The sequence below is a fragment of the Rhizobium sullae genome (assembly GCF_900169785.1).
Classification (GTDB): domain Bacteria; phylum Pseudomonadota; class Alphaproteobacteria; order Rhizobiales; family Rhizobiaceae; genus Rhizobium; species Rhizobium sullae.
In genome coordinates this window covers 38,692-51,145 of the sequence record NZ_FWER01000018.1, presented here as the reverse complement: position 1 = coordinate 51,145, position 12,454 = coordinate 38,692, and the positions used below count along the sequence as shown (strand labels likewise).

General features: G+C 60.7%; 14 protein-coding genes. 8 read left to right on the top strand and 6 right to left on the bottom strand.

Going from position 1 to position 12,454, the window contains the following annotated elements:
* Genes BN1800_RS18195 through tsaD form a run of 3 tightly spaced genes read right to left on the bottom strand, consistent with a single transcriptional unit; the run spans position 1 to position 2,381 of the window.
* On the bottom strand, positions 1–294 hold the full coding sequence (locus BN1800_RS18195) for a YciI-like protein (protein ID WP_086999924.1): 294 nt from the start codon (positions 292–294) through the stop codon (positions 1–3).
* Positions 295–303: 9 nt separating this feature from the next.
* On the bottom strand, positions 304–1,287 hold the full coding sequence (locus tag BN1800_RS18190) for an NAD(P)H-dependent glycerol-3-phosphate dehydrogenase (RefSeq protein WP_086999922.1): 984 nt from the start codon (positions 1,285–1,287) through the stop codon (positions 304–306).
* Positions 1,284–2,381 carry a tRNA (adenosine(37)-N6)-threonylcarbamoyltransferase complex transferase subunit TsaD gene (gene tsaD, locus BN1800_RS18185; protein ID WP_086999920.1) on the bottom strand — a complete coding sequence of 366 codons (1,098 nt, stop codon included), beginning with the start codon at positions 2,379–2,381 and terminating at the stop codon, positions 1,284–1,286. Before tsaD ends, BN1800_RS18190 begins: the two co-directional genes overlap by 4 nt.
* Positions 2,382–2,453: 72 nt before the next feature.
* Between tsaD and hemC the strand changes: the two genes are divergently transcribed.
* The 8 genes from hemC to BN1800_RS18145 all read left to right on the top strand — a co-directional run bounded on the left by hemC (position 2,454) and on the right by BN1800_RS18145 (position 9,087).
* Positions 2,454–3,383: a hydroxymethylbilane synthase gene (gene hemC / locus BN1800_RS18180; protein WP_086999918.1), complete on the top strand. Its 930-nt coding sequence runs from the start codon at positions 2,454–2,456 to the stop codon at positions 3,381–3,383.
* A gap of 6 nt (positions 3,384–3,389) precedes the next feature.
* Positions 3,390–4,094 (top strand): uroporphyrinogen-III synthase, encoded by a 705-nt coding sequence (locus tag BN1800_RS18175; protein WP_086999916.1) that lies wholly within the window; start codon positions 3,390–3,392, stop codon positions 4,092–4,094.
* A gap of 90 nt (positions 4,095–4,184) precedes the next feature.
* Entirely contained in the window at positions 4,185–5,438 is a 1,254-nt protein-coding gene (locus BN1800_RS18170) for a COG4223 family protein (protein ID WP_086999914.1), read from the top strand.
* Between the two features lie 3 nt (positions 5,439–5,441).
* The gene (locus tag BN1800_RS18165) at positions 5,442–7,046 is read left to right on the top strand and encodes a heme biosynthesis protein HemY (protein ID WP_027511728.1); all 1,605 of its coding nucleotides are present in this window, start codon (positions 5,442–5,444) and stop codon (positions 7,044–7,046) included.
* Positions 7,047–7,062: 16 nt separating this feature from the next.
* The gene (locus tag BN1800_RS18160) at positions 7,063–7,548 is read left to right on the top strand and encodes a tellurite resistance TerB family protein (protein ID WP_027511729.1); all 486 of its coding nucleotides are present in this window, start codon (positions 7,063–7,065) and stop codon (positions 7,546–7,548) included.
* Positions 7,538–8,296: a glutamine amidotransferase gene (locus BN1800_RS18155; RefSeq protein WP_086999912.1), complete on the top strand. Its 759-nt coding sequence runs from the start codon at positions 7,538–7,540 to the stop codon at positions 8,294–8,296. The genes BN1800_RS18160 and BN1800_RS18155 overlap by 11 nt, the downstream gene beginning before the upstream one ends.
* Before the next feature lie 189 nt (positions 8,297–8,485).
* Complete coding sequence (locus BN1800_RS18150) at positions 8,486–8,776, top strand: YggT family protein (RefSeq protein ID WP_027511731.1); 291 nt, start codon at positions 8,486–8,488, stop codon at positions 8,774–8,776.
* Positions 8,773–9,087: a DUF167 domain-containing protein gene (locus tag BN1800_RS18145; RefSeq protein ID WP_027511732.1), complete on the top strand. Its 315-nt coding sequence runs from the start codon at positions 8,773–8,775 to the stop codon at positions 9,085–9,087. Before BN1800_RS18150 ends, BN1800_RS18145 begins: the two co-directional genes overlap by 4 nt.
* A 4-nt stretch (positions 9,088–9,091) precedes the next feature.
* On the opposite strand, the gene ppa is transcribed toward BN1800_RS18145, so the two are convergent.
* From ppa to typA, 3 genes are all read right to left on the bottom strand, one after another.
* Positions 9,092–9,625, bottom strand: coding sequence for an inorganic diphosphatase (gene ppa, locus BN1800_RS18140; protein ID WP_086999910.1), 534 nt, complete (start codon positions 9,623–9,625; stop codon positions 9,092–9,094).
* Positions 9,626–9,803: 178 nt separating this feature from the next.
* Positions 9,804–10,310, bottom strand: a complete 507-nt coding sequence (locus BN1800_RS18135; protein WP_027511734.1) for a GNAT family N-acetyltransferase — start codon at positions 10,308–10,310, stop codon at positions 9,804–9,806.
* Positions 10,311–10,512: 202 nt separating this feature from the next.
* Complete coding sequence (gene typA, locus BN1800_RS18130; protein ID WP_027511735.1) at positions 10,513–12,330, bottom strand: translational GTPase TypA; 1,818 nt, start codon at positions 12,328–12,330, stop codon at positions 10,513–10,515.
* Positions 12,331–12,454 lie beyond the last annotated feature (124 nt).

Here is a 12,454-nt window from a genome sequence, read left to right as displayed (position 1 = left end):
TTATGCCTCCGGATTGTTGAAGACCCAGTTGAAGGGCTTGATCTCGACGCTCTCGAAAAGACCGGCCTTCGCATAGGGGTCGGCATCGGCGAGCGCCTTGGCTTCCTCGGCCGTCTCGGCTTTCACGATTACCAGACTGCCGCAGGGCTTGCCTTCGCCGTCGAGGAACGGTCCGGCCAGGCTGAGCCTGCCTTCGGCATTCAGCTTATTCAAATACTCCAAATGTGTAGCACGTGTCTCCATGCGCACATTGAGATGCCCCGGCTTGTCCTTGCAGAGAAGGGCGAAAAGCATGTCTCTCTCCTATTCGGTCGTGATCGGACGTGTCATCAATTGCTCGATGGCCTCGGTGATGCCGAGTTTGCCTTCGATGATCGCAGAGACGGCGTCCGTGATCGGCATCGCGATGCCGAGCTCTTCCGCCAGCCGCGAGGCGACGGCGGCGGCAAATGCACCTTCCACCAACTCGCCTTGCAAAGGATCGGCCTTTTCGCCACGGCCGAGCGCAATACCGAAGCGCAGATTGCGCGACTGATGGCTCGTCGCAGTCAAGACGAGATCGCCAAGCCCGGAAAGCCCGCGCGCCGTATCGGCCTGCCCGCCCTTGGCGACGATGAGGCGCGACATCTCCGCCAGCCCGCGCGCAATCAGCGCCGCACGCGCAGAATCGCCAATGCCGCAGCCTTCGACGATACCACAGGCGATCGCCAATACATTCTTCAGCGCACCACCAAGCTGCACGCCGATACGGTCGGACGACGGATAGAGCCGGAAGGTTCTGCCCGAAATCGCCTGAGCCAGCCGCTCGGCAACAGCCACCTCCGATGCCGCAAGTACCATAGCGGTCGGCAACCCTTTGGCAATATCAGCCGCAAAACCTGGCCCTGAAAGCACTGCGACGCGATGCTGCGGCAATTCGCGCTCCAGCATGTCGGTCAACAAGTTGCCGGTCGCCCGCTCGATGCCCTTGGCACATGTTACGACGATCGCGTCCTTAGCGAGATGAGCGCCGTACTGCCGGGCGGCATCCGCCTGCGCCTGCGACGGCATGGCAAAAAGCACGATATCCGCATCGCCGATTGAATCAGGCTCTGCCGAAAACTCCAGAGCGTCCGGCAGCTCGATGCCCGGGAGAACCGCATCATGCAGCCGTTCGGCCTTCAGGTCGGCAATCAGCGAGGGATTACGGCCGACAAGAGTGACCTGGTTGCGGCCGGTGAGCGCAACGACGGAGGCAAGCGCCGTTCCGAAAGCGCCTGCGCCAACGACGGCAATCTGTTCGCTCATGCCTTTGCCCCCCGCTTTCCGTAGTGAACCAGCGCTTCCGCATTCGAATCCAGCGGCCAGCGCGACCGCGGTTGCACATCGAGGTCATCCGGCGCAACGCCCGTCGCCATGCGCTCGAGCCCTGCCCAGGCAATCATCACCGCATTGTCGGTGCACAATCTCAGCGGCGGCGCGATGAATCGGAAGCCGTGTTTGTCGCAGAGGGCCTGCAGCGTACCACGCACTTCCAGATTGGCGGCGACGCCGCCCGCAACGACCAAGGCCGGCTTCCTGTTCAGCTGCGGGAATTCCGCCTTAAACCGCTGCAATCCACGGCCGATGCGATCTCTCAGCGTTCTCGAAATCGCCTTCTGGAACGAGGCGCATATATCGGCGACATCCTGATCCGTGAGCGGCGCGATATCCGTTGCTGCCTGCCGGACCGCCGTCTTCAAGCCCGAAAAGGAGAAATCGAGCCGCGTTTCACCGACGAGCGGCCGCGGGAAATCAAAGCGGTCCGGATTGCCGTTCTTCGCCGCCTCTTCCACCTGTGGCCCGCCCGGATAAGGCAGCCCGAGCAGCTTCGCGGTCTTATCAAAGGCCTCGCCGAGCGCATCGTCGATCGTCGTTCCCCAGCGTTCGTATTGGCCAATGCCGCGCACGAGGATGAGCTGCGTATGGCCGCCGGACACGAGCAGCATGAGATAAGGAAAGGAGAGCCCGTCCGTCAACCGGGCCGTCAGCGCATGGCCTTCGAGATGGTTCACGGCATAAAGCGGCTTGCCGGTGGCCTTGGCGATCGCTTTGCCCGTCATCAATCCGACGAGCAGCCCACCGATCAATCCCGGCCCGGAGGTGGCGGCAATCGCATCGACGTCGGAGAGCGACACATTGGCGCGCTGCAACGCCTCGTCGATCAGCGTATCGAGCGCCTCGACATGAGCGCGCGCGGCTATCTCTGGTACCACGCCGCCATAGGCGCTATGCTCGTCCAACTGGCTCAAGACGACGTCGGAAAGCACCTTCGAGCGCCCGTCCGCATCGCGCTCGACCACAGCCGCGGCAGTCTCGTCGCAGCTTGTTTCGATGCCGAGGATGCGTAGAAAGGGAGCCATGAAGCCTGTCGTTGATTGCGATGGGTGCGAAACCCGGTTACGAGAACTTCCGGTAACAACGGATCAAAGCGGATGCAAACAAAACCTTTCCGGATTGGCACGCGGGGCAGCCCGCTGGCCCTTGCTCAGGCCCACGAAGCGCGCGACAGGCTGATGGCAGCGCACGGAATGCCGGAGGAAATGTTCGAAATCGTTGTGCTGACGACGAAAGGCGACCGCATCACGGATCGTTCGCTTGCCGAGATTGGCGGCAAGGGTCTTTTCACTCAGGAGCTGGAAGAAAAGCTTGCCAGCGGCGATCTCGATTTCGCCGTCCATTCCGCCAAGGACATGCCAACGGTGTTGCCGGAAGGGCTCTATCTCTCGGCCTATCTGCCGCGGGAAGACATCCGCGATGCGGTAATCGGCCGCACGGCGCCGAAACTGATCGAGTTGCCGCACGGTGCGACGGTCGGGTCGGCATCACTGCGCCGTCAGGCCCTGATCCGCCGTATGCGGCCTGATATCAAGGTCGTAACCTTCCGGGGCGCGGTGGAAACCCGTCTGCGCAAGCTGGACGAAGGCCAGGTCGATGCGACGCTGCTCGCGCTCGCGGGCCTGAAGCGTCTCGGTAAGGTGGACGTGATTACCGACATCCTCGACCCCGATACTTTCCCGCCCGCGCCCGCGCAGGGTGCTATCTGCATTGAAAGCCGCATCGGCGATCAGCGGATCGACGATCTGCTTGCAACGATCAATGACCCGGTCACCTACGATGCCGTCTCCTGCGAACGCGCTTTCCTTGCTGCCCTCGACGGCTCTTGCCGCACGCCGATCGGCGGCTACGCGATCTGCGAAGGCGATCAGATCAGGTTCTCCGGCCTGATCATCACCCCGGACGGCCGCAACCAGCATTCGGTGACCATCGACGGCCATCGCCGCGATGCCGCAGCACATGGCACCCGCGCCGGCCAGGACATTCGCGCCCGCGCCGGCAGCAGCTTCTTCGACGACTGGAGCTGATGCAGCATGCGCGTGCTGGTTACCCGTCCGAAGCATTCGGGGGAACGAACCGCCAAAACCTTACGCGATATGGGACATGAGCCCGTCTTGCTGCCGCTTTCGCAGCCCATGCATGATGGCAAGGCCGCGATGGATGCGCTGGCGAGGAGCGACGGTCCTATCGCCATCACAAGCACGGAGGCTGTCCATGCGCTCTCATCGTCAGGAACAGACGTCAAGCCTTATCGCCTCCGGCCGGTGTTCGCCGTTGGCAAAGCGAGCGCAAACGCAGCCAAAGCGATCGGATTTGCTTCGGTCCTGGCGTCGGCGGGCGATGGCGCGCAACTGGCGGAGCTGATCGCAGGGCAAATACGGGAACCGGTCACCTATCTTGCCGGTTCGCCACGTGCGGAAACGTTTGAGCTCAAGGCACAAGCACTTGGACTGAAGGTCGATATCGTCGAGTGCTATCGGATGCTGCCGGCAGAACCTGATCCGGACGCCCTGCTAAAAGCGCTGATCCCGCCGCCAGAGGCCGTTCTCCTCTATTCCCGCCAGACCGCGGAGCGTTTTTTCAGTCTCGCCGGAACCCAATCGGAACCCGCCTGGATCAATCAGGCGCTCATTCTTTGTCTCAGCAAAGCCGTCGCGGCAGCTGTTCCGGCATCGCTCGGCAGAAATCTTCGCATTGCAGCATTACCGGATGAGACAAGCCTTCTGTCGCTTCTTTGAAGGCTTTAGCCGCTCAAATTTGATCTAACCTCTTTTCATAACTGGCATCACTGACTAGTTTCGTTGCGATGCAGGAAAATGAGGATACGCATGGTATCGGGAAATCCGCCACGTCATTCGAAAAACACCGACGAGCCGGTCACGATCGATCTGGAAGCGCAGGAAATTGCGGCAGCAGCCGATACCGACAAGAAATCCGAAGAGAACGGCCCTGAAGCCGACGCTCCCGACGCAGACAATGCGACAGCCGACCTGGAGGCATCCGTCGATCCGCAAAAGGAACCATCGGCCGAGGAGACGGCCGAGCCCGCCGCCGCCTCCGAGGAGTCCAGTCAGCCGGAAACGACAGCCGACCCGGAGCCGATCCGGCAGCCGCCGCGCGGCGGAACGACGTCGGGTCAGATCGCTGCGGGCATTTTCGGCGGCCTCGTTGCCCTGCTGGGTGCTGGCGTTATCCAATATGCCGGCTACCTTCCGACGTCTTCAGCACCCCAAACCGCGCTGGATGAAACGGCCAACCTTTCGGCTGAAATCGACGGCCTCAAGCAATCCATCGCGAACTTGGCCGCAGCGCCGAATACCAGCGACGACGCGCTCGACAAGCGACTATCTGCTCTCGAGGCGGCGGCAAAGACGCCTGCCGTCACGGGGCCAGCAGACACAGCGGCAGTCGATGCGCTGAACCAGAAGGTCGCGGATTTGGCCGCGCAGCTGGAACAGGTGCGCACATCTCTCTCTCAATCCTCCGAAGAGCGGGCGTCGAACGGCGCCGACATTGTCAAGCGCCTGGAGGAAGCCGAGAAGAAGCTCAACGAACCACGCCAGGATGTTGCGGTTGCGCAGGCGATCGCCGCTGCGGCACTCAAGGCAGCGATCGACCGCGGCGGACCTTTCATGGCCGAACTCGATACTTTCGCCGGCGTTTCGCCGGACGACCCCGCAGTCGCCGATCTACGCAATTTCGCCGAAACCGGCGTACCCTCGCGCGCCGAACTGATCCGTCAGGTTCCCGACGTCGCGACCGCCGTCATCCAATCCGTCACCCAATCGGATCCGAACCAGAGCTGGTCGGACCGGCTGATGGCGAGCGCCAAGTCGCTCGTTACCGTGCGCCCTGTCGGCAATATCGAGGGCGAAAGCGTCGAGGCGATTGCCGCCCGCATAGAAGACAAGGTGAAGAACGGCGACCTGCCGGGCGCTGCCAACGAATGGAACGATCTGCCCGCGAACGCAAAGCAGGCTTCCGCCGCTTTCAAGCAATCGTTGGAAGCCCGCATCCGTGTCGAGGAACTGGTGGGTGGTGCGCTCTCCAAGGCCATTTCCGGCGCCGGCAAGGAGGGTTGATCGATGATCCGTCTCGTCGTCTTCGTCGCCCTCGTCGTCGTTCTCGGCTATGGTTTCTCCTGGCTTGCCGATCGCCCGGGCGATCTGTCGCTGGTGTGGGAAGGCCGGCTTTATCAGGCAAAGCTGATCGTCGCGGCAAGCGGCCTTATCGCACTGATCGCCGTTGTCATGATCGCCTGGTGGCTGATCCGCACGGTCTGGACGTCGCCTCATTCTGTGAGACGCTATTTTCGCGCCCGCAAGCGCGATCGCGGTTATCAGGCGCTCTCGACCGGCCTTATCGCCGCCGGCGCCGGCAATGCCCTGCTTGCCCGCAAGATGGCAGCCCGTTCCCGAGGCCTCATCCGTGCCGATCAGGAGCCGCTGATCAACCTGCTCGAGGCACAGGCTGCCCTGATCGAAGGCCGGCATGACGAAGCGCGCGCCAAGTTCGAAGCGATGGCCAACGATCCGGAAACGCGTGAACTCGGCCTTCGCGGGCTCTATCTAGAAGCCAAACGCCTCGGCGCCAACGAGGCCGCGCGCCAATATGCCGAGAAGGCAGCCGACAACGCCCCCTATCTGCCCTGGGCGGCACAGGCTACGCTCGAATACCGCAGCCAGTCCGGCCGCTGGGACGACGCCATCCGGCTTCTTGAGCAACAGAAGGCCGCACGTGTCGTCGAAAAGCAGGATGCGGACCGTCTGCGCGGCGTGCTGCTGACCGCTCGCGCTGACGACAAGCTGGAAAGCGATCCGGCCGGTGCCCGTGACGACGCGATGCATGCGCTGAAGCTCATTGCCGACTTCGAACCGGCCGCCATCATCGCCGCCAAGGCACTTTTCCGGGAAGATAAACTGCGCAAGGCCGCCTCGATCCTCGAGCAGTCATGGAAAGCCGGACCGCATCCCGAGATCGGCCGCACTTATGTGCTCGCTCGAAGCGGCGATTCCTCCGTTGATCGCCTGAAACGCGCCGAAAAGTTGGAGGCCCTGCGTCCCAACAACGTCGAGTCCCTGCTCGTGGTCGCGCAGGCGGCGCTCGATGCGCAGCACTTTGCGAAGGCCCGCGCGAAGGCGGAAGCTGCCGCCCGCATGCAGCCGCGTGAAGCCGCCTTCCTGCTGCTTGCCGACATCGAAGAGGCCGAAACTGGCGACCAGGGCCGTGTACGCCACTGGCTGGCACAGGCGCTCAAGGCGCCGCGTGACCCGGCCTGGGTCGCCGACGGCTTCGTTTCCGACAAATGGCTGCCCGTCTCACCCATCACCGGCCGTCTCGACGTCTTCGAATGGAAGGCGCCTTTCGGTCAGCTCGAAGGGCCGGTCGAGGAACGACCCACCATCTCGATCGACGCCGCGCTGCGGACTTTGCCGCCCGTTCGCGAAACACGGCCCGAAAGTTCGGCCAACGATCACCGAATCATCGAGCTGGAGCGCGCCGCAACGATTGCCGAGGCCGCCCGACCGGCTCCTGCTCCGAAGTCTGTCTCGCCCGCGCCGGTCGCCAAGCAGCCAGAGCCGGTTACCGCGCAGCCAGAACCGAAACCCTTTTATGGAATGCCGGATGACCCTGGCGTTCGCAACACAAAGGCGGAACCAGAACCCAAGACACGACTCCGCCTTTTCTGAATGGAACGAAATCTGCATGTTCGAACGTTTTCAGGCATTCTTCCAAAATCTCGCTGCAAACAATCCCAAGAAGGGTTTTAGCCCTGACGATCCCCGCATCGCCGTTGCCGCTCTCTGCATGCAGGTGATGGAGGCGGATGGGAAGGTCAAGGACAGCGAAAAGAAGCGGCTCCGCAAACTGCTCAAGGAGCAATACGGGCTCGACGGAAAGCAGCTGGATGCCTTGATCGCCGCCGGCCAGGAAGCCGAGAGCAGCGCCGTCGACTATTACCGCTTCACGTCCGACCTGAAACGCCATCTCGATACCGAGCAGCGGCTGGAACTCATCGGCATTCTCTGGGACATCGTCTATGCCGACGGCGAACGCAGCGAGATGGAGGATCACGTCATCTGGCGGATCGCCGATCTGCTCGGCGTCTCCTCCCGCGAGCGCATCCGGAAACGTCAGGAGGCAGCCGCACGCGTGACCGATACGGTGGTGGTGCAAGACGATGTCGATTGACCGTCCCATCAAGCGCGACAAGCGCCCTATCCTGATCGTCCTGCATCAGGAACGCTCCAGCCCCGGCCGAGTAGGTCAGCTTCTGGTCGACAAGGGCTACAGCCTCGACATCCGCCGCCCGGTTCTGGGCGATAAGCTGCCCACCACGCTTGAAAACCACGCCGGAACGGTCGTCTTCGGCGGGCCGATGAGCGCAAACGATCCGGACGACTTCGTGAAAACCGAAGTCAACTGGCTGGACATTCCACTCAAGGAAAATCGCCCGTTCCTCGGCATCTGCCTTGGCGCGCAGATGCTGGTGCGCCACCTTGGCGGCAAGGTGCAGCCGAATGCCGACGGCTCGACCGAAATCGGCTGGTATCCGCTCCGCCCGACCGAAAAGGGCCGCTTGTTGATGCACTGGCCGAAGATGGTCTACCATTTCCATCGCGAGGGCTTCGATCTGCCGCACGGCGCCGATCTGCTCGCAGAAGGCGATACCTATCCGAACCAGGCCTTCCGCTACAACGGCAACGCCTGGGCGCTGCAGTTCCACGCCGAGCTCACCCGCGTGATGATGCACCGCTGGGTCGTCCACGGCGCTCATCGCTTCATTCTTCCGAATGCACAGCAGGGCCGGGAGCATCTGGAAGGCCGCATGCTCTTCGATGCGCCGCTCAAGGCCTGGCTGACCGAATTTCTCGATATCGTCTTCGAAGGCAAGACGGCAAAGGCCGTACCGGGCTCTGTAGCTGCACTGTCCGCATAGGTGCTCAGAAGTCCGCTCGAGGCCACGCGCCGCTGCTTTCCCATTGCACTGTTCGTTTTCTGCTGCGAAAAAGCCGGACGCATGATCGGACACGCCCGCCAAGCATGATTCGCCGCAGGTTTTCACGCGGCACTTGCCCGTTTGGCGCCCAATGGCTACATGTCTGTCAGAAACGAACTGGAGACCAAGATGATTGCCCTATTTCAAACCATTGATTTGGCTTTGAATCTTTACACCTGGGTGCTAATTGCGAGTGCCATTTTCTCCTGGCTTTACGCCTTCAACGTCATCAATTCCAGCAACCAGTTCGTCAATTCGGTCGGCATGTTCCTCTACAATGTGACCGAGCCGCTACTGCGTCCGATTCGCCGGCTGCTGCCGAATCTTGGTGGTATCGACATCTCGCCGATCATTCTTCTGCTCATCATCTTCTTCCTCCGCTCGCTGATGTGGAACACTCTCTTCCCGCTGGTGGCGTGAATTCCGCCGGGAAGATTTTCGATGATCATATACGCCTCGCCGTTCGGTTGACACCGAATGGCGGGCGCGACGCGATCGATGGCTTCGAGGCCGATGCCGAAGGCGCGTGCCACATTAAAGTCCGTGTCACCGCGATCCCTGAAAAAGGAAAAGCCAACAAGGCGCTCATCGCGCTTCTGTCCAAAGCGCTCTGCATCCCGAAATCCTCGATCCAATTGGTTTCAGGCGATACATCGCGCAAAAAAATCCTCCGGATCGATGGCGACCCGAAGGAGTTGATGGAAAGGCTCGAAAAGCTTCTGAAGCCGTAACGGCTTATGTTGCCTTCGTGGCACGCTCAACGGCTTCGAGGATGAGCTGACCGGCTTCCTTTGAATCGCCCCAGCCGAAAATCTTCACCCACTTGCCGGGCTCCAGGTCCTTGTAGTGCGCGAAAAAGTGCTCGATCTGCTTCAGCGTGATCTCCGGAAGGTCGGTGTAGTCCTTCACCTTCTCGTAGCGCAATGTAAGCGCCGGCGAAGGAACGGCGATGATCTTCTCGTCCTTGCCCGAATTGTCTTCCATTTTCAGAACGCCGATCGGGCGGACATTGATGACACAGCCTGGAACCAACGGACGCGTGCTGGCGATCAGGACATCGATCGGATCGCCGTCTTCCGAAAGCGTATGCGGCACGAAGCCGTAATTGCCCGGATAGGTCATCGGCGTATAGAGGAAGCGGTCGACGACCAGCGTGCCGGCTTCCTTGTCCATTTCATACTTGATGGGGTGACCGCCGACCGGAACTTCAACGATGACGTTGACATCTTCCGGAGGATTCTTGCCGATGGAAATGGCGTCGATTCGCATGCAAAACTCCCACAAAATGAATTGTTCGCAGCCAAATAGTCCGTTTTATGCCGCAACGCAACACGGCGCGTTCGTGATGTTCCAGATACAGCTTGAAATATTGAAGGACAAGCGGCCGATTTCGCCAGTCAGTTCAAGGCGATGCAGCACTGTTTCGAAAAGTTGAAGGCTGTGCTTTTCAGTTCCAGATGAAGCCGATTTTCTTCAACTGCTTGTGGTCGAAGCTCTCCATTCCTTCGCAGAAGTCGACGCCGCCATGGCCGCGATAGAAATGGCTGGCGTTCTCGTTTTCCTCAAGGCACCAGACTACGAGGCCTTTGCAGCCGAGTGACTTCAGAAGCCGCCTCGCCTCGCCGAAAAGCATGCGCCCAAGACCGATGCCCTGATACTCAGGACGAAGATAAAGTTCGTAGATCTCGCCTTCCTGCGGCAGTGCGCGGGCGCGATTGAGGCCGAGTGTGGCATAGCCTGCGACCGTCCCGGCGACGTCAAGAACGAGAAGCGTTGCCGGACCGCGGGTTGCCTTGCGCCACCAGTTCTCGCCGCGGCGTTCGATCATGTGCGTCAAGGCACGATGCGGAATGATCCCGGCATAGGTGTGCTGCCAAGCGAGGCGATGCACCTCGGAGATGGCCTGAGCATCATGCGGTTCCGCCCGCCGGACATCGATCGACAACGTCTTCATAACGCTTACTCTGGTCTTCCAGCAGGCAATTAACCATACGCGATCATGCGTTTCGGCCGTTTGCCCACAGACTTAACATGTGGACGATGAGCAAAATTTAACGCTTTTTTAACTATTGCGACAAGCCGGATTCGACGCAGAACACAATAAAAAACCCCGGCACAATAGCCGGGGTTTAAAGCCTTCAAGGTGTCTGGATGGCTCAGGCCATCTTTGCCTTGCTGAAGCGCTTGCGATCGTTTGCGTCGAGATACATCTTGCGCAGGCGGATTGACTTCGGCGTCACTTCCATCAGCTCGTCGTCCTGGATCCAGGACAAGGCGCGGTCGAGCGTCATGCGGATCGGCGGCGTCAGCTTGACGGCTTCGTCCTTGCCGGCAGCGCGGATGTTGGTCAGCTGCTTGCCCTTGAGAACGTTGACTTCAAGATCGTTGTCGCGGGAATGAATGCCGATGATCATGCCCATGTAGACCTTTTCGCCCGGCTCGATCATCATCGGGCCGCGATCTTCCAGGTTGAACATGGCATAGGCAACAGCTTCGCCCGGAGCGTTGGCGAGCAGAACGCCGTTGGTACGGCCGCCGATTTCACCCTTGAACGGCTGATATTCCTTGAACAGACGGTTCATCACGGCTGTGCCGCGCGTGTCGGTCAGGAGTTCCGACTGGTAGCCGATCAGGCCCCGCGTCGGCGCGTTGAACACCAGGCGAAGACGGTTACCGCCAGAAGGCCTGAGCTCGGCCATTTCGGCCTTGCGCTCGGACATCTTCTGCACGACGACGCCGGAATGCTCTTCATCGACGTCGATGACGACTTCTTCGATCGGCTCCATCAGCTGGTCGTTCTCATCGCGATGCATGACCACGCGCGGACGCGACACGGCCAGTTCGAAGCCTTCGCGGCGCATCGTTTCGATCAGAACGGCGAGCTGCAATTCGCCACGACCGGACACGTAGAAGGAATCCTTGCCTTCTGCTTCTTCAATTTTCAGCGCGACGTTGCCTTCGGCTTCCTTGTAGAGACGGTCGCGAATGACGCGCGAGGTCACCTTGTCGCCTTCGGTCCCAGCCAGCGGACTATCGTTCACGATGAAGGACATGGTGACAGTCGGCGGATCGATCGGCTGTGCGGTGAGCGCCTGGGTAACCGAGGGATCGCAGAAGGTATCGGCAACCGTGCCCTTGGAGAGACCGGCAATCGCGACGATGTCGCCTGCATGCGCTTCTTCGATCGACGTGCGCTCGATGCCGCGGAAAGCGAGGATCTTCGAGATACGGCCGTTTTCAATCAGCTTGCCATCCTGGCTCAGAACCTTGACGGCCTGGTTCGGCTTGATCGAGCCGGAATTGATGCGGCCAGTGATGATACGGCCGAGGAAGGGGTTAGCCTCGAGGATCGTACCGATCATCGTGAACGGACCTTCGTGGACTGTCGGTTCCGGAACATGCTCGAGCACGAGGTCGAGCAGCGGTGCGAGACCTTGGTCCTTCGGGCCTTCCGGGTTGACGTTCATCCAGCCATCACGGCCAGAACCGTAAAGGATCGGAAAATCGAGCTGTTCGTCAGTCGCGTCGAGGTTTGCAAAGAGGTCGAACACTTCGTTGATGACTTCTTCGTGGCGGCCATCAGGACGGTCGATCTTGTTGATCGCGACAATCGGGCGAAGGCCGACCTTCAGGGCTTTCGAGACGACGAACTTTGTCTGCGGCATCGGGCCTTCGGACGAGTCGACCAGAACGATCGCGCCGTCCACCATCGAGAGAATGCGCTCGACTTCACCGCCGAAGTCGGCGTGGCCGGGGGTGTCGACGATGTTGATGCGGACACCTTTCCATTCCACCGACGTCGCCTTCGCGAGAATGGTGATGCCGCGCTCCTTTTCGAGGTCGTTGGAGTCCATCACACGCTCTGCAACGCGCTGGTTCTCGCGGAACGAGCCGGACTGCTTCAGGAGTTCGTCCACCAAGGTCGTCTTGCCATGGTCAACGTGCGCGATGATCGCGATGTTGCGAAGTGCCATATGTTTTCAAATCTCTGAGGCTGAGGCGCTACGTTCAAGAGAATGCGCCAATTACGTTTGGCGCGCTCTTACAGTGTTTTTCGCGTTTGCGAAAGGGGGGAGGGCGGATCGGAGCCATGCAACC

Excerpts from the sequence above, each read along its gene's own strand:
- BN1800_RS18165 (WP_027511728.1), top strand. The coding sequence starts at position 5,442 with ATGATCCGTCTCGTCGTCTTCGTCGCCCTCGTCGTCGTTCTCGGCTAT.
- BN1800_RS18190 (WP_086999922.1), bottom strand. The coding sequence starts at position 1,287 with ATGAGCGAACAGATTGCCGTCGTTGGCGCAGGCGCTTTCGGAACGGCG.
- BN1800_RS18155 (WP_086999912.1), top strand. The coding sequence starts at position 7,538 with ATGTCGATTGACCGTCCCATCAAGCGCGACAAGCGCCCTATCCTGATC.
- BN1800_RS18195 (WP_086999924.1), bottom strand. The coding sequence starts at position 294 with ATGCTTTTCGCCCTTCTCTGCAAGGACAAGCCGGGGCATCTCAATGTG.
- hemC (WP_086999918.1), top strand. The coding sequence starts at position 2,454 with ATGCAAACAAAACCTTTCCGGATTGGCACGCGGGGCAGCCCGCTGGCC.
- BN1800_RS18135 (WP_027511734.1), bottom strand. The coding sequence starts at position 10,310 with ATGAAGACGTTGTCGATCGATGTCCGGCGGGCGGAACCGCATGATGCT.
- BN1800_RS18160 (WP_027511729.1), top strand. The coding sequence starts at position 7,063 with ATGTTCGAACGTTTTCAGGCATTCTTCCAAAATCTCGCTGCAAACAAT.
- tsaD (WP_086999920.1), bottom strand. The coding sequence starts at position 2,381 with ATGGCTCCCTTTCTACGCATCCTCGGCATCGAAACAAGCTGCGACGAG.
- BN1800_RS18175 (WP_086999916.1), top strand. The coding sequence starts at position 3,390 with ATGCGCGTGCTGGTTACCCGTCCGAAGCATTCGGGGGAACGAACCGCC.
- BN1800_RS18170 (WP_086999914.1), top strand. The coding sequence starts at position 4,185 with ATGGTATCGGGAAATCCGCCACGTCATTCGAAAAACACCGACGAGCCG.
- ppa (WP_086999910.1), bottom strand. The coding sequence starts at position 9,625 with ATGCGAATCGACGCCATTTCCATCGGCAAGAATCCTCCGGAAGATGTC.
- typA (WP_027511735.1), bottom strand. The coding sequence starts at position 12,330 with ATGGCACTTCGCAACATCGCGATCATCGCGCACGTTGACCATGGCAAG.
- BN1800_RS18150 (WP_027511731.1), top strand. The coding sequence starts at position 8,486 with ATGATTGCCCTATTTCAAACCATTGATTTGGCTTTGAATCTTTACACC.